We start from the raw sequence: 15028 nt of genomic DNA on the forward strand, positions 1-15028 counted from the left end.
TTGAAAACAGGTAAGCGCGGCCGCCGTTGGGCAGGCCGCGCTTTGCTGTCAGAGCCGGGAGGTATTTAGAGCTTGTCAGTTTTTGACGGAATCGAAAGGGGATTCCCCATTGGGTTCTCATATGATTCAGAATCCCTACTGGAGAGGGAGGCCAGCATGGATGACGAGAGCCTTTTCGAATGACCTCAGAGAGCGTGCGGTGACTGCGATGCAGTCTGGCGAAAGTTGCCGCAGTGTTGCCGCGCGGTTCGGGGTTGCGCCCTCAAGTGTGGTGAAGTGGACAGACCGGGCGCGACGGACCGGTTCGGTCAGTCCGGCGAAGATGGGCGGGTATCGTCGCCCTCTTCTTGAACCGCACCGGGACTGGCTCCTTGAGCAGGTGCTCCGCTGTCCCCATGTGACCCTCGCCGGTCTGCAGGGCCTTCTGGCAGACCGCGGCGTGTCGGTCAGCCATGACACCGTGTGGCGGTTTCTGCGCAACTGCGGGTTCAGTTTCAACAAAAGACGCTGGTCGCGGATGAGCGCGAACGCCCGGATGTAAAGCGCCGCCGCGAGACGAGAAATATCCGCCGGTGGCAGCGGCATCAGGGCAGGATTGATCCCGCCCGGCTGGTCTTCATCGACGAGACCTGGGTCAAGACCAACATGGCCCCGCTCCGGGGCTGGGGGCCGAAGGGTGAGCGGCTGCCGGGTGCAGCTCCTTTCGGTCACTGGACTACCTCAACCTTCATCGCGGCCTTGCGCCACGACAGGATCGACGCACCATGGGTGCTTGACGGCCCCGTGAACGGCGACATCTTCCGCACCTGTGTCGAGCGCGGGCTGGTCCCGACGCTCAATGCTGGCGACATCGTCGTGATGGACAACCTCGGCAGCCACAAAGCCAGGCTGTCCGCCAGGCCATTCGCGCTGCCCGAGCACATCTATTGTTTCTGCCGCCCTACAGCCCGGATCTGAACCCTATCGAGCAGGCCTTCTCCAAGCTCAAACACTGGATGCGAGACGCTGGTGCAAGAACACGCGACACACTCTGGAGGACCGTCGGTACCATCATGGGCCGTTTCACACCCGAAGAATGCGAAAACGACTTCCAAAACGCCGGGTATGCTTCCGCTAAAGGCTGAAACGCTCTAGCGGCGACAGCGTGACTTCCGGCTCGCCCGGTTCGCCATCGCGCAGGATCAGCAGACCCTCTGGCGGCACGCGTTCGGGCAGGACGTCGCCGCGTAGGGTGGTCGCTGGTAGCGCCGATAGCCGAGTGCGCAGGGCAGTAACGACAGTTTCGCGCAAGGTTGTCATGTATGGGGCTCCACTGTTGCGCATCAAACCGCAACATTGGCCCGAGCCAATTGATGCGGCTTCAAGTATCTAGGCTTCCGCAAGGACCATACTGAATACTTTTGACGATCTCAAAGTGTCGATTCGTGCAACCTCCAACTATCTTTCATTATCTTCAGGAGATTTTTCTGGCGCTTCTTCACGACCATCGGCGTCCACTCATCTTCGCCTAGCACCTGCGTTGTCAGACCATAGGACGATACATTTTCTCGGCCCGCAAAATAGGCATTACATTTCTTCTTGAAAGGATAGTTCTGAGCAAGCGAGTTTCGGCGCTTGTTCAGTGGCAGGAGGTTGCCGATCTTATGCACCCATAGGGCACGTATATCTTCATCCGGCCATAGTTCGGCCCATTCACTATTTTCATTAACGGTCTGCGGTGACCTGCCCCGGGATTTTTCCTCCAGATGCGATTAGAGTCCGGCCCAACTTGAGGACGGACAATGAAGCGAACGAGATTCACGGACGAACAGATCATCGGCATCCTGGCAGAGCATGAGGCAGGCGCGAAGTGCGCTGACCTGTGCCGGAAGCACGGCATGTCGGAAGGCACCTTCTACAACTGGAAGGCCAAGTTTGGCGGCATGACGGTGTCGGAGGCGAAGCGGCTGAAGGGGCTCGAGGATGAGAACGCCAAGCTGAAGAAGCTGCTGGCCGAGCAGATGCTGGATCTGGCGGCGATGAAGGACCTGGTTGCAAAAAAGTGGTAGGGCCCGCCGTGAAGCGTGAAGCCGTTGCGTATCTTCGGGCCGAGCATGGCCTCTCGGAACGGCGGGCCTGTCACATCGTCGGCGCGGATCGAACGATGATCCGCTATCGATCCCGACGCGCGCCGGATACGGCGTTACGCGGTCGGTTGCGGGACTTGGCCAACGAGCGCCGGCGGTTCGGTTACCGGCGCTTGTTCGTATTGCTGCGCCGCGAGGGCGAGCCCTCGGGGATCAATCGGATCTATCGGCTCTACCGCGAAGAAGGGCTGACGGTGCGCAAGCGGAAGGCGCGGCGCAAGGCGGTCGGAACACGGGCCCCTATCCTGGTCGAGGCGCGGCCCAATGCACGCTGGTCGCTGGATTTCGTCCATGACCAGTTCGATTGCGGGCGAAGATTCCGGGTGCTGAACATCGTCGATGACGTGACCCGGGAATGTTTGGCGGCGATCCCGGACACCTCAATCTCGGGGCGGCGCGTGGCGCGAGAACTGGCCGCCCTGATCGAACGCCGCGGAAAGCCCGGGATGATCGTCTCTGACAACGGCACCGAACTGACCAGTAACGCGATCTTAACCTTTGCCGCCGATCGCGACATTGAGTGGCATTACATCGCCCCGGGCAAGCCGATGCAGAACGGATTTGTGGAAAGTTTCAACGGGCGGATGCGGGACGAGCTGCTCAACGAGACCATGTTCCGCAACCTGGCCCATGCCCGTATCGTGATCGCCGCCTGGGCTGCCGACTACAACACCGAACGCCCGCACTCGGCCTTGGACTACCAGACCCCGGCTGACTACGCGCGGACCCTGACCGCCGCAATCGCCCGCCCCGCTGCGCGAGATGAAAGCTCCGCGCGTCGGGCGATTGCTCAACCTGCGCCAATTGGCGTAAACACTAACCGGGCTCCGGTCGCGGCTGGATGAAAGTTCAGGGGCAGGTCAGCGGCAGTACATGCTCGATCGTCAGAATCTTCGGGTCGTAGATAGCGCCCCTGTCGACTAAGAAAGAGTCGAGGCGTAGCATGATGTAGCTGCGCCTGCGTGGCATGAGTTGGTAAACGTTTCCGTCAAGCACATCCACGAACTCATTGATTTCATCTTGATCAAGTTCCAGGTAGGTTATGTTGGCGGCACATTCGCCGTCCTCAATTTCCTTGAGGACCTCCGCGAAGGCTTCGATCCTGTCATTCACATTAACTCTACACGCAAGCATATAGGCTGACAGACGTTCTAAGCGCTGGAAGAAGGCGAGTATTTCTGCAGGATCGTCCTTCCAACGCGACATAAAGGCTATGGCAGGTGGAACCCAATCCGAGAAATCAAGTCTGTTAAGCCAAGTCAGGAGCTCGTTGACCTCTGTCGAACGTTCTTCAGCCACGTATGATCCTGTACGGATCATGTTGAATGCGCTAGCATAAGGTTTGAGTATATCTTTGACGAACTTTCTTGGATCGGGGTTTTTACCCAATACGTGTTGACGAAATTCTTCTAGTAAGGATTTTCGCGCCTTCTCTTTGGCATAGATCATACGAATATGTGAGAACAAATCGTTGAAGCCATCCCGGCCGAGATCGACTTCCATTTTTTCCCATTCATCGCTTATCTTGTTTTTATCAGCGGCTGGAACGGTCCCGATAATATCGGCCTTTATAATATCGGTTGGCTGAAGCTCCATACCACGACTGTTCATAACTGAAAAGACCCGGAGCGCAGATTCCCTATTTGGTGTTGACACAGCCACGAGATAGCAGCGACCAAGAATGAACTGAATGAATTTTACGAGCGCATCTTCGTCATCGGTAAACGCATCCTCTACCGCGGTTCGAAAATAGGCTGTGTTCGCTTGGATATTCCTTTGAGCGTCATTATCGAGTCCAGAGCCATCCAAGCGGCCAAGATCATCTAGGCGCCACTCTTGAACATATTTGCGAAAGAACTCATTATCACGTTCGCGAAGTGTGAGGCGCGGTTTCGCCTCTAGCCCTTCCCATTTGTTGCCGGGCTCGATTACATATGTTTTGAGGTTCTTTTTTGCTCGATGTCCTCCTCGGTTTCGCCCGCCAGGAAGTCGACTAGAACAGCGAGCAAAATTGTCAGTGTCGTCAGGCGTTGTTGACCATCGATCACCTCCGCCTTCGGCGCATCGTCATTTTTGATCAAAACAACGCTGCCGAGAAAGTATCCCTCATCTGGAGCAGCTTGAGAAAAGTCCTTTAGATCTTGAAAAAGGTTCTGTGCTTGGTCGATCTCCCAAGCATACGGGCGTTGATATCGTGGTATTATAAACTCGAAATCTGAACTAAATATCTTAGCAAGCGGATATTCTGAGCCAGATATTTTTTCGTCAATGCTATTCCCCAATACTAATTCAAACTTCGAAAAGGCCAGTAAAGGCCTCGCCTAGCGCGCTGATCAAACCAGCTGCTGCCTACACTTGGCGATAATGGATGTCGAAGCGAAGTTTCGCAATGCTGCAACTAACACCGTTCTTAACAGTAGCAGTCGAGTCAGGCTGAACGCCCCTCCACCCATTTCGCCGCGATCCGTCCCGGCACCGCATCCGCCGCCCGTTCCGCATCCCTTGCCAGATCCAGCCGCCTGGGCAGCCTGATCTGGGGCACCAGCAGGAAGATCGGCACGGTGGCCCGCCTGCGCCCGGTCTTCGATCTGGACGCCACCGCGCTGCCCTTGGTGTTCAGCCGACCCTCGGCGACCAGCAGGCTCGGCCCGCGCCTGCGATAGACGAAGCGGAGCCGCAGCCCTGTCCGTCTTTCCCATTCGCCGGGGGTGATCCGCCCGCCGCGCAGGGATTTTCCGGCGGCTTCCGTTGGGATCGCCAGCCAGAAGCCGTCGCGGGACCGGATCAGCGGCCCGGAATTATGGGCGCCGATGATCACCCGGGCCTTGGACCAGACCAGCGCGGTGGCGTTCAGGCTGTCGCCCGCCTTGGGATAGGTGGTGTTGCGGATTGAGTTTGCCAGCCTGCGCCCGAGCCCCGCCCCGGTGATCTGCCCGCGCCATGCAGTCTTGAGGCCCGCGCCTGCCTCGCGCATCGCGCCGGTCACGGCCTTTTCGCCCGCCGTGATCTCGGCCTGCATCATGGCGACGAGGTCGGGATCGATATCCAGCTTCAGCCTCATGCCGGGACCAGTTCCACCGTCCAGATCAGCCGGTCGCGGTCGCGGATCGGTTCGCCCTGGACGGCAAAGCTCTCTGTGCCGATGACGATCAGATCGCCCGGCCGGGGATCGGGGAGATCGCTGACCCGGATATCGGCGCTGAGGGTCTCGGACAGGATCCGCGCCGATCCGTACTCGGTGATCCGGTCCGGCGTGCGGCGGATAAGGCGGATCGGCCGTTCCTCCGATGTGCCTCCGGCGATCCAGACAGCAGATACCGACATGTCGGGATGGCCAAAGATGCGGTCCATGGCGGCGCTGAAGGCATTCATGGCCGGTCAGTTCGAACTGTGCAGCCGGATCGCCAGACGCGGGCGCTTGTTCACCGGCGGGATCGAAGCCTCGGTCATTAGATCGATCCAGCGGCCCTTGGGATCGAGATGCTGACGGGCATAGAGTGGCAACCCGATGGTATTGGCGGTTTCCAGCAGGTTGGCCGGACCGCCATAGGTGGTGAAGGTGTCCATGGTGCCGGTCGGGAACGCGATGCCCTCGTTCGCGGGAACCAGCCGCTCGCTGGCTTTCGAGGACAGCGTCACCGCGCCCGCATATTCCTCGAAGAGGATGCCCGCGAAGGGGAAGTTGCGCCGGACATCCTGCCGGAGCGGCTGGGCGCCGGTCGCGGCATAGAACTTATACGCTTCCTCTGTCTTCGGATGGGCATTGTTGCAGAAGTCGGCTTCAGGACATGATTGCCCTTTCCCCAGCTGAGTTCAGGCCACGCGTTCGATCTCGGCGGTGCCGAGGGCGTTGAAGCGGTTGATGAGAGCGATGCGGATGTGGATTTCGGCTGTCTGGCGGTCGGGGTCCCTCGAGGCGATCCGCTCGCCGAAGGATTTCAGGTTCCTCATCCGGGCCTCGACCCGGCTGCGGACATGATAGCCGGACCACCTTTTCCAGATCGTCCGGCCGAGGCGCCGGGTTGCCCTCAGGATGTCGTTGCGGGCCAAGGCGGCGGGGCAATCTTCCTTCCAGAGGCGGCCGTTTCTGCGGATGGGAATGATCCCTGTGCCACCGCGCGCGAGGATCGCCGAATGGCAACGACGAGTGTCGAAGGCGCCATCACCGGTAACGGTGCCGATTTCCTCGTCTTCCGGGATCTGGTCCAGAAGATCAGGGAGCACGGGGCTGTCGCCCTCGCGGCTAGAGGTGAATTCCACCGCCCTGATGTCGCCGGTCGCCGTGTCCATCGCCAGATGGACCTTGCGGTACTGGCGGCGGCGGTGGGTGCCATGCTTCCTCGCCAGCCACTCTCCGTCGCCCAGGAACTTGATCCCGGTGCTGTCCACCAGCAGGTTCAGAGGGCCCGGAGCCCGGCGCGACGAAAGCTGGACCGCGATTGTCTTCTGGCGGCGGCTGAGCGTGGAGAAGTCCAGGACCGGCCAGTCCAGACCAGCCACCTTGAGGATGCTGGCGACCATTCCGGTCGTTTGCCGAAGCGGCAGGCCGAAGAGCACCTTGATCATCAGGCAGAACTGGATGGCGGCGTCGGAGAAGACCGGCGGACGTCCGGGCTTGCCTGCCTTCGGCGCAAGCCAGTCCATGTCCCGGTCTAGCCAGACGAGCAGCGATCCGCGCCGCTTCAGCGCGTCGTTATAGGATTTCCAGTTGGTCGTACGGTACCGGGCAGGTTCGGGCTTGCTCATGGCAGGCTCTTAACCCACCGGATTCACGCCGTGAATCCCGGAAGCTGATGAGTTCTGCAACAACGCCGACTGGAGGAGGAGAGTGTCCGGTCTTCTGTGGATGGCTGATTGGGTCCATGCTTCCTGAGAGGAGCAAGGACCATGACGATTTCGAACGAACTGCTGGACGAGCTGCTGAAAGGCTGCAAGCGGCCTGAGGATCTGCTGGGCGACGCCGGGCTGATGAAGGAACTGAAGATCCGGCTGATGGAGCGGATGCTCGGGGCCGAGTTGACGGCACATCTGGGCTATGAGGCTGGTGCGGAGCCGCCGGCTGAGCAGACCAACCGCCGGAACGGGATCGCGACGAAGAGGGTGAAGGGCTCGGACGGCGAGGTGCCGCTTTCGGTGCCGCGAGACCGGGAGGGCAGCTTCGAGCCCGAGCTGGTGAAGAAGGGCCAGACCCGGATCGATGGGGTGGATGACAAGATCATCGGGCTTTACGCTGCTGGGCTGTCGGTTCGGGACATCCAGGCCCACCTGGAAGATCTTTACGGCCTGCGGGTTTCGCCCGACCTGATCAGCCGCGTCACGGATGCCGTGCTGGACGAGGTCCGCGAGTGGCAGCACCGGGCGCTGGACCGGATGTATCCGATCGTCATTTTCGATGCCCTGCGCGTGAAGATCCGCGATGCTGACAGCCGGATGGTCAAAAACAAGGCCGTTTACATCGCCTTGGGCGTCACCCGGGAAGGGGATCGCGAGGTTCTGGGGCTCTGGATCGCCGACAACGAGGGCGCGAAGTTCTGGCTGTCGGTGATGAATGAGCTGCGCAACCGGGGCGTTCAGGACATCCTGATCGCGGTCGTGGACGGGCTGAAGGGCTTCCCCGAGGCCATCACTGCGGCCTTCCCCGAGACCACGGTCCAGACCTGCATCGTTCACCTGATCCGGCATTCGATGAACTTCTGCAGCTGGAAGGACCGCAAGGCCGTGGCGGCCGACCTGCGCCCGATTTACGAGGCCCCCACCGCTGAGCAGGCCGCCCGCCAACTGGGTGCCTTCGAGGAGAAATGGGCCGGGAAATACCCATCCATCGCCCCGGCCTGGCGCCGGGCATGGGCGGAAGTGACCCCGCTCTACGCCTTCAGCGCGGCGATCCGGAAGATCATCTACACCACGAATGCGGTGGAATCGCTGAACCGCGTGCTGCGGAAAACGCTGAAGACCAAGGGCTCGTTCCCAACCGAGGAGGCCGCAACGAAGCTGATCTTCCTCGCCATCCGCAACTTCGAAAAGGGCGGCCGCGCGGTCCGGGAATGGGTTGCGGCCCGCAATCAGCTGGCCATAATGTTCGCAGGGCGCTTCGACGCCTGAACGTATCTGAAAACCGCATGGGCCACATCAGATACACAGAGTTTCAGACACACCCCTGGAGGAGGGTCGCAACCCGTTACGACAGATGCCCGGAGACCTTCTTCTCAGCCATCGCTCTCGCCGCAACCATCTTGTTTGGGCTATGAAAAAAGAACGAGTCTGGAGCCTAACAATACCTGTTCTACTGATTTCGATCCGCGCACAGAAACAGCGCCAGGTCGCGATATTCGTTTTGCACCTCGTCAAATTCATCAAGAACCTCTTGTTCATGATAAAGCACCCTTCCGCGCTTGAAGATCATCCATGAAACATAACTGTGATGTCGCAGTTGCCCAATCGGCATCTTGCTACGAAGTCAAAACGTACTTGCAGTCTGACATCTTCAATAGTTATCGTCAGCAAATACATTAGGCGAACCCTGCGCCATTTCACCACCACAATCTATCGCGTCACCAATCCTAACGAGTGATCTGCCATTAACGAAAACGGTTGAGGACCCTTCCGCGACAGTGCGTTCATGCGGCTTATGCTTCGAGCAACTATGCGGCTCCAATCTGTCGCCTAAACGCAGCGCCGGCAGGCCATTCAATTCGACATCTGGACTGCCAGATATCGCAGGGGTGCCCGCGCATCTGTCATGGCCTGCACCCAAATCCGTTTTGCGAGAAACTGACGGCATGATTTAAATCCAACGATTAGGCAGGTGATTTTTATTTGTAATCCCAGTTCGATAGATCCTCCATCGATACTTCGTCAAAAATTTCATCTACTGAGTGCCTGCCCGTATAGGGAAACTCATGAACCGCACCATTGTCCGAATCCATGCCGAGCATATTCTTGACGGAAGGATCTCTTGAAATGTGTAGATTATTCCAACCCGGGATGTCAAAATCTGTCGTGCCGGCAACCCCGAGAAGATCGTAGTCGTATGGCATAAAGTTCACGCTTCTCATTGCTTTGATCGGACCAACAAAATTAGCAGACTCGTCACAGTCAATTTCTATCTCGGTCGAAGCCAGCATATGATTGTGGTTTCCAAACAACTGTCCTGCAGCAACACCTATTCTATGATGCGTATTCAGCATTATTGGTGTATCCGCACTATCCCGTATAAAGACCTCACTATTGGGGAATCCGTCGCCTCTCAAGGTTGATTCAATGAGAATTTTCTTGCGGTGAAGGTCAATTCTCATTGTAAAATTTAGGGTTATATCAAGATTGGGAATCACGGGCTCCAACTTACTTGCCCCGTCATCTCGAACATAATCCTGAGTTGGGCGAGCAGCATGGTTTTTTCCCCAGGAATGCATCACAAGGGAGATGTTCTGTATACTGTCAGGAGTATATCTTGATATTGATTTTGAGAGGTACACCGCTTGAGGCCTCGTCCCCTCCTGCTCATATTTTTCATGCACCGAAAAATATCCACCCAACGGAGATGTGCTTGGATCGGAGTAAGCACTGGGAGCTTCTATATCGCTCTCTTTTGCATCTATGTTCATCAGAACGCCAACACGAGATGTTACCCTACCTCTCGGAAGAAAAGAAAAACCTCTACTATCACCATCAAACCAAAATCCTCCCAAGCCAAAGTTCTCATCAGGGTGAAAGGCGCGTTCATGCAGGGTGAATTTCATTAACCTGCTCCGCTAATAGCATCAAATATTTCTATTTCATTAATATGCCCATAATCTGGATCACAGCTTGGAGTCGCTGATATTGCAACAAAGTCGTAATCAACGCGCGGATAGTCGTCAGGTGTGGGAATAGGAAAATCACCCACTAAAAAACTGCCGTAAGTGCGCTGTTGAAAATACATCCGCACATCTGGACCCTTGTCCAAATTTATAAAACGAAAGTTATATCGACCACTTTTCGAGACAATGATGGCCGGAGTATCTTCAGCGCCGATCTCAAACACTCTGGGAACCACATCTTGTGGTGTATTAGGATCAGAAAATATCAGGAGGGCTGTACAATCCACGCCCCTGAACTTTACAGTGATTTCGGTGACAGACATATCTCTCTCCTCGGACTGGAGTGAGAATATTGCCCACCCCGCAATTAACGCAAAGAAAACCATAAGAATTTTCATTTTATCTCGCGCTAGTTCAGGTCAATCTTATCCGCCTTCATGCGAATGTGCTTCCCCTCGATGGAAATAACGCCTGAAGCATCCATTTTAAACGTGGACGCTCCACAACGAATGTGAACCTCGCGCGCTACGTCAATAAATTGCCGATTTCCGACCATTTCGCGGCGAGATCCAGTCACACTTGAGGTTACCTCGCCCCCGACGTTAAATGAATAGTCCTTAGCGACACTCTCTATGCGATTGCTTCCGGCCATCACAAGCATATTTTCCCCGCTTGTCAGGCTGATGTTTCGCTGAACGCTTAGCTGGTAACTTCCACCAGGCACAGTAGGATGGTCAAGCGAATAGCCCAGCGGTCTGATGCCTTCCCAATTTCGGCCTGCTCTTCCCGTCGCATATGTTTCCCGGTGATTTCCCGTAACGTTGACAGTCATGCTGCCGCCGACATGAACTGTGTCATTGCCTGCTGTCTCCTGAAATCTATTTCGGCCGATTGACCTGACTTCGTTACGATCGATACGGGCGGTACTGTTGTTAAGCACCTTTACAGAAAGATCTTTTTGGGCTCGCAACAGTATTTCCTCTATTTTTGCAGCGTCCTCGAATCTCAGTTCATTAAAGCCTCTGCCCTTGTGGCTATTTGTTCTGAAGGTGGAGCGTGTCTTATTCGCAGGCAGGTCATATGGCACTTTCTGCCTGGCATTCGGGACGACGCCTGTCACCACGGGCCTGTCGGGGTCGCCGTCCAGATAGCTGACCATCACCTCCATACCGATGCGCGGGATCACCTGGCCGCCCCAGCCGGCACCGGCCCAGTTCTGCGTCACCCGCACCCAGCAGGTGTCCGAGCCATCCTTCCTGGCCCGCCGGTCCCAGGGGAACCACAGCTTGACGCGGCCATATTCGTCGGGATGGATCTCCTCACCCGCAGGGCCCGCCACGATCGCCACCTGGGTGCCGTCGATCCGCGGCTGAGGCGTTACCCGCCGCGGCGTCGCGGGCACATCCGCGGGCAGCGCCAGGAAGCGGTTCACATATTCGGGCTGGTTCTCGACGCTTTCATAGCTGGTATCCGTCACCTCATGCTCGATCGCCAGGATCACATGCGGCGCGAAGACATTGTCCGGATTGGCCACGTCATAGGGCGTCAGCCGCGACCCCGCCGCAAGCGTACGCACATTCGACGACCCCTCGACCCGGGCATGCTCGGCCTCATCCGCCTGCATCCGCAGACGGGCCACGCGTTCCACCGCCCCATCCTCGATCCCGTCGCTGGCGCGGCCGCCCGGACCATAGCCCGCCTGTACCGGGTATTCATATCGCTCGTAACCGCCATTCCGGGGCAGGTTGATCAGGCCGGGGCTGACCCCGCCCGGCACATGGCCCGGGGTCTGGAAATTCCAGTCGCCCCCGGCATGCGCCCCCGGAATGTAGCGGAAGGTGGTTTCGAACCGGTTAATGTGATTGCGATCGGTCGAGCCATGGGCAAAGCGCACATCCTCACCCCCCAGATAGCCCGAGGCATGGCTGGCGATATGCAACCGGTGCGCGCCTTCCTCATGCGACCACCAGAAGAACAGCCCGTCCTCCTCCAGCCGCCGCGTCAGATAGGCCAGATCGGTCTCGTTCCATTGCACCGAGTAATGCTGCGGCGGCACCGGATCGGTCACGCCGCCGGTCCGCGGCGCGGCGATGCCATGTTCCGACATCAGCGTCTGCGCCACCTCCAGCGCCGACATGTCCAGCCAGATCCGGCAATCCGAGCGCTGCGACAGAAGCCACAGATCCGGGCGCAGGATCAGCTCGTAATGGCGCAGCCCACGGCTCTGGCGGGGGCCTGCGCGCAGATCGGTGACGATCGCATTCCATTGCCGCCATTGCCCGCCGCCCAGTTCCAGCCGCAGATCGACCGGCTTGCCCAGCAGATCCTGCGGCGTCAGATCCGGCGATTTCGACCGCAGCGAGACACGCCCCTCGAACAGCTCGGAAATCGCCTCACGCCAATGCAGCTTCTGCGCCAGAAGCACATCCGCCCCCAGAGCGCTGTCAATGCGCAGAATCCGCTCAGCCTGGATGAAGTCGGCGCTCATGCGAAACCCCTTAACCACAAAAACTCAACTCAAAATCAGGGCCGACTATATACACGGCCCCGACGGACTGTCAGCCCCGATCTCGCCAGCAACGCAGAAAGACGTCGCGAGAGGCCCTAAAGGCTTTGGCGCGGGCGAAGGGGCCGCTAGAATAAGCGGTCACCGATCGGAGGCAGGAGAGGCATGGCGGATGACAACAATGAGGCGGGCAGCACCGGCAAGTTGGCACCCAAACCGCCATCCCGCCGCGGCCACCCCAGCGACATGTACGGAATTTCCCGCAAGTCACCGGACGCGACCGGCCAGCAAGCCTGGACCGTCCGCCTCTCGCGCGGCGGCCGCATGATCCAAACCTCCTTCTCTGACAGCACATATGGCGGCCCCGCCCAGTCCCTCTTTGTCGCGCGGGCCTACCGGGATGCAGTTCTCGAGATCGTCCCGCCGCTGACCCGCACCGAGATGCGCCAGGTCACCCGCAAAAAAGCCCCCTCCGAGCACCGCTCCGAGATCACCGGCGTCCATTATGCCAAGGCCACAAGAAACCGCTCTGCCGCCTGGATCGCCCGCATCGAGCTGCCCGCCGAGGACATCCCCGGACGCCCCCGCAAGGGCACCAAGCGCCCCCGCCGATCCATCACCCGCCGCTTCTCCATCACGGAACCGTTGGCGCAGCCGGGAAAGACCATCAGCGGAGGATCGACGAAGCGCAACTTCGAAGCGCTAATCCCTAGGGGAAAGCGGGAATGGGTCTTGTCATGTACATATCTAGAGAACAGCGATGCCGATGATCTTCGGTCGCTGGCTGGAGGCGTGGTTCGGCAATGGTGGAACGGCGTCTCATATTTAGGCAATGTTCATCTAAACGTCCGATGAGTAACGCGGCCCGGAGCTGCCTTTCGAGAGGGCCTCGCGCGACCCTGCAGTCTTCATCAGTCCACCCGTTCGTGCGGGACATTTTGCCTAAGCAGTTGGAAGAAACGCGGGGCAAAGCCCGCCGTCGAGACATGATGGCAGCCTGCCAGCAAGGGACGACAAATTGTGCTTGCAGCCTGCTGGGCTACCAGTGGTTGCCGATTGCTGCAAATCTAGTAGGATTGATCTGCAAAGAGACGCATGCTGAAACAAAAAGAGAACGTCTAGGCGATGGCTATTCAACGTGTGCGAGACCCTGTTCATGACCTTATTGAGTTCGACACACGCGACGAGCTTGAACGTGTCGCTTGGATGCTCGTCCAATCGCCAATTTTTCGTCGTCGCTCCACCGGCGCCGACGTTCTACACCCAGAATTTCGCCCCGCATCCCTGCCTCCCTGTAGGAGACGTCTCTAATAACGTCATTATGGACGTCTCTTATCAATCACCGGGACATACGAGCAGGCGGTTCAAATCGGGCGGTTACGAAAAATCGACACCGGAACGCTTGGCCAATGCAAAAGCTTTCTTGGCTGATTTGGCGTCCATCGATCTGCCTCGACCGATTCCCTCTGAGGTGATCCGGTAATTTCAGCTCGAAAGATCAGTCGTGGTCCAGATTACCTACGGAATCCAATTTGTTCCAAAAAGTAGACCTTTGTCTCAAGTGCAGCGAATTCTCACTCATCTCCGGAATTTCTACAAAACAACGCTACGACAAAGGGGAGAATCGCTCCGATAATGGAGGTCTCCGCGCTTCACGTCTTCGCTAACGTAGCAGCCGTAATTTTCTCTTTTTGGTGGCGAAGGTTATGCAACTGGGTGCCGATCTGAGTGAGCCAGCATGCTTGCACCAACAGGAAATTTTGATGCAGACAATTGAAATGTTCGGAACTGAATTGCGGACTACGATTGAAGACCTGAACGGCGAACCCGAGCTCCGAAGAATCGGACTGAGCTTTTTCTATGCAAATGGCTCTATTTGGATCAAGGAAGGGCCACGTCCGGGTGCCGATCTCGCCAATCGAATGGGGGTAGGAGAGGCTATCTCAAGGCACCTGTCAGCAGGCGGAATCCACCTCGCATTGCCTATGGCAAGCGGCGACTCTAAATGGCTTAAGATCACACCAGGAAGGCTGGAGGAACTCGACAAGCCCTCCTAAAGCGGTTCCAGCTTTCATTGAATCGAAAGGGGGGGCTCACGAGGTGTGTTCTCTGATTCATCCTGTTCAGGAGGATCAGTTCATGCCCAACCCGCTTTCCGCCGATATTCGTACGCGTTTTGAGTTGCTCTTTGCCCAAGGCCTGCCGGGCCGCGAGATTGGTCTCCGTCTGATGATTTCGGCGGCCTCCGCTTCGCGCCTGTCTCAAAAGCTCAAACGCGGATTGCGCCTGACGCCCGCCGACAACCCGCGCAATACCGGACATGGGCGGTTGGCTCCGCACCACGATTTTCTCATCGACCTGATTCACCAGGATCCGGACATCACGCTCAGGGAATTGCAGGGGGCCTTGGCCGACGCACATGACGTGACCGCGTCAGTCTCTGGGATCGATCAAGCGCTCAAGCGGCTGGGATACACGTACAAAAAAAGAGCCTCATTGCGGATGAACGCAAGCGCGCAAACCCGTTACGACAGATGCCCGGAGACCTTCTTCTCAGCCATCGCTCTCGCCGCAACCATCTTGTTTGGGCTATGAAA

15 protein-coding genes and 4 pseudogenes are annotated in these 15028 nt (G+C 57.8%); 7 read left to right on the forward strand and 12 right to left on the reverse strand.

Features of this window, described 5'->3' with window-relative positions; translation table 11 throughout:
- Window positions 1-160 precede the first annotated feature (160 nt).
- Window positions 161-1124 (forward strand): annotated as a pseudogene (locus JHX87_RS13785) (IS630 family transposase).
- Window positions 1125-1131: 7 nt separating this feature from the next.
- Here JHX87_RS13785 and JHX87_RS13790 read toward each other — a convergent pair.
- Both JHX87_RS13790 and JHX87_RS18530 read right to left on the reverse strand, forming a co-directional pair.
- Window positions 1132-1299, reverse strand: a pseudogene (locus JHX87_RS13790) (acyl-CoA transferase); the annotation flags it as partial.
- A gap of 110 nt (window positions 1300-1409) precedes the next feature.
- Window positions 1410-1745 carry an HNH endonuclease family protein gene (locus JHX87_RS18530; protein ID WP_377776079.1) on the reverse strand — a complete coding sequence of 112 codons (336 nt, stop codon included), beginning with the start codon at window positions 1743-1745 and terminating at the stop codon, window positions 1410-1412.
- Between the two features lie 36 nt (window positions 1746-1781).
- Between JHX87_RS18530 and JHX87_RS13795 the strand changes: the two genes are divergently transcribed.
- A protein-coding gene (locus tag JHX87_RS13795; RefSeq protein WP_140849566.1) for an IS3 family transposase occupies window positions 1782-2971 on the forward strand; the annotation gives its coding sequence in 2 pieces (ribosomal slippage) (window positions 1782-2034 and window positions 2034-2971; 1191 coding nt in all).
- A 4-nt stretch (window positions 2972-2975) separates the two neighbouring features.
- Here the strand turns inward: JHX87_RS13795 and JHX87_RS13800 are convergent.
- From JHX87_RS13800 to JHX87_RS13825, 6 genes and pseudogenes are all read right to left on the reverse strand, one after another.
- A complete protein-coding gene (locus JHX87_RS13800) occupies window positions 2976-4055 on the reverse strand; it encodes a GmrSD restriction endonuclease domain-containing protein (protein ID WP_334220974.1) in 1080 nt (359 codons plus the stop codon).
- Window positions 4055-4408 carry a DUF262 domain-containing protein gene (locus JHX87_RS13805; RefSeq protein ID WP_271886976.1) on the reverse strand — a complete coding sequence of 118 codons (354 nt, stop codon included), beginning with the start codon at window positions 4406-4408 and terminating at the stop codon, window positions 4055-4057. The genes JHX87_RS13800 and JHX87_RS13805 overlap by 1 nt, the downstream gene beginning before the upstream one ends.
- Before the next feature lie 146 nt (window positions 4409-4554).
- Complete coding sequence (locus JHX87_RS13810) at window positions 4555-5187, reverse strand: DUF6441 family protein (RefSeq protein WP_271886975.1); 633 nt, start codon at window positions 5185-5187, stop codon at window positions 4555-4557.
- On the reverse strand, window positions 5184-5498 hold the full coding sequence (locus JHX87_RS13815) for a head-tail joining protein (RefSeq protein WP_271886974.1): 315 nt from the start codon (window positions 5496-5498) through the stop codon (window positions 5184-5186). The genes JHX87_RS13810 and JHX87_RS13815 overlap by 4 nt, the downstream gene beginning before the upstream one ends.
- Before the next feature lie 6 nt (window positions 5499-5504).
- Window positions 5505-5885: pseudogene (locus JHX87_RS13820) on the reverse strand (major capsid protein); the annotation flags it as partial.
- 54 nt (window positions 5886-5939) lie between these two features.
- Entirely contained in the window at window positions 5940-6872 is a 933-nt protein-coding gene (locus JHX87_RS13825; RefSeq protein WP_271886989.1) for an IS5 family transposase, read from the reverse strand.
- Between the two features lie 141 nt (window positions 6873-7013).
- Here JHX87_RS13825 and JHX87_RS13830 point away from each other — a divergent pair, with 141 nt between their 5' ends.
- Complete coding sequence (locus JHX87_RS13830) at window positions 7014-8228, forward strand: IS256 family transposase (RefSeq protein WP_272833666.1); 1215 nt, start codon at window positions 7014-7016, stop codon at window positions 8226-8228.
- Between the two features lie 53 nt (window positions 8229-8281).
- Window positions 8282-8374 (forward strand): annotated as a pseudogene (locus JHX87_RS13835) (IS5/IS1182 family transposase); the annotation flags it as partial.
- A gap of 236 nt (window positions 8375-8610) precedes the next feature.
- Here JHX87_RS13835 and JHX87_RS13840 read toward each other — a convergent pair.
- From JHX87_RS13840 to JHX87_RS13855, 4 genes are all read right to left on the reverse strand, one after another.
- A complete protein-coding gene (locus JHX87_RS13840; protein WP_271886978.1) occupies window positions 8611-8907 on the reverse strand; it encodes a PAAR domain-containing protein in 297 nt (98 codons plus the stop codon).
- Between the two features lie 31 nt (window positions 8908-8938).
- Window positions 8939-9865, reverse strand: a complete 927-nt coding sequence (locus tag JHX87_RS13845; protein WP_271886979.1) for a hypothetical protein — start codon at window positions 9863-9865, stop codon at window positions 8939-8941.
- Window positions 9865-10248, reverse strand: coding sequence for a hypothetical protein (locus JHX87_RS13850; protein ID WP_271886980.1), 384 nt, complete (start codon window positions 10246-10248; stop codon window positions 9865-9867). The genes JHX87_RS13845 and JHX87_RS13850 overlap by 1 nt, the downstream gene beginning before the upstream one ends.
- A gap of 86 nt (window positions 10249-10334) precedes the next feature.
- The gene (locus tag JHX87_RS13855; protein WP_272833701.1) at window positions 10335-12413 is read right to left on the reverse strand and encodes a type VI secretion system Vgr family protein; all 2079 of its coding nucleotides are present in this window, start codon (window positions 12411-12413) and stop codon (window positions 10335-10337) included.
- A gap of 183 nt (window positions 12414-12596) precedes the next feature.
- On the opposite strand from JHX87_RS13855, the gene JHX87_RS13860 reads away from it, so the two are divergent.
- From JHX87_RS13860 to JHX87_RS13870, 3 genes are all read left to right on the forward strand, one after another.
- Entirely contained in the window at window positions 12597-13286 is a 690-nt protein-coding gene (locus tag JHX87_RS13860) for a hypothetical protein (RefSeq protein ID WP_272833702.1), read from the forward strand.
- Between the two features lie 908 nt (window positions 13287-14194).
- The gene (locus tag JHX87_RS13865; RefSeq protein ID WP_271885641.1) at window positions 14195-14488 is read left to right on the forward strand and encodes a hypothetical protein; all 294 of its coding nucleotides are present in this window, start codon (window positions 14195-14197) and stop codon (window positions 14486-14488) included.
- Between the two features lie 82 nt (window positions 14489-14570).
- On the forward strand, window positions 14571-15026 hold the full coding sequence (locus JHX87_RS13870) for a transposase (RefSeq protein ID WP_271885663.1): 456 nt from the start codon (window positions 14571-14573) through the stop codon (window positions 15024-15026).
- Window positions 15027-15028 lie beyond the last annotated feature (2 nt).

The organism is Paracoccus fistulariae, assembly GCF_028553785.1.
Taxonomy (GTDB): Bacteria; Pseudomonadota; Alphaproteobacteria; order Rhodobacterales; family Rhodobacteraceae; genus Paracoccus; species Paracoccus fistulariae.

What these genes read in the sequence shown, in the direction of transcription:
- JHX87_RS13810 (WP_271886975.1), bottom strand. Translation starts at nt 5,187, where the DNA reads ATGAGGCTGAAGCTGGATATCGATCCCGACCTCGTCGCCATGATGCAG.
- JHX87_RS13815 (WP_271886974.1), bottom strand. Translation starts at nt 5,498, where the DNA reads ATGAATGCCTTCAGCGCCGCCATGGACCGCATCTTTGGCCATCCCGAC.
- JHX87_RS13825 (WP_271886989.1), bottom strand. Translation starts at nt 6,872, where the DNA reads ATGAGCAAGCCCGAACCTGCCCGGTACCGTACGACCAACTGGAAATCC.
- JHX87_RS13830 (WP_272833666.1), top strand. Translation starts at nt 7,014, where the DNA reads ATGACGATTTCGAACGAACTGCTGGACGAGCTGCTGAAAGGCTGCAAG.
- JHX87_RS13840 (WP_271886978.1), bottom strand. Translation starts at nt 8,907, where the DNA reads ATGCCGTCAGTTTCTCGCAAAACGGATTTGGGTGCAGGCCATGACAGA.
- JHX87_RS13845 (WP_271886979.1), bottom strand. Translation starts at nt 9,865, where the DNA reads ATGAAATTCACCCTGCATGAACGCGCCTTTCACCCTGATGAGAACTTT.
- JHX87_RS13850 (WP_271886980.1), bottom strand. Translation starts at nt 10,248, where the DNA reads ATGTCTGTCACCGAAATCACTGTAAAGTTCAGGGGCGTGGATTGTACA.
- JHX87_RS13855 (WP_272833701.1), bottom strand. Translation starts at nt 12,413, where the DNA reads ATGAGCGCCGACTTCATCCAGGCTGAGCGGATTCTGCGCATTGACAGC.
- JHX87_RS13860 (WP_272833702.1), top strand. Translation starts at nt 12,597, where the DNA reads ATGGCGGATGACAACAATGAGGCGGGCAGCACCGGCAAGTTGGCACCC.
- JHX87_RS13865 (WP_271885641.1), top strand. Translation starts at nt 14,195, where the DNA reads ATGCAGACAATTGAAATGTTCGGAACTGAATTGCGGACTACGATTGAA.
- JHX87_RS13870 (WP_271885663.1), top strand. Translation starts at nt 14,571, where the DNA reads ATGCCCAACCCGCTTTCCGCCGATATTCGTACGCGTTTTGAGTTGCTC.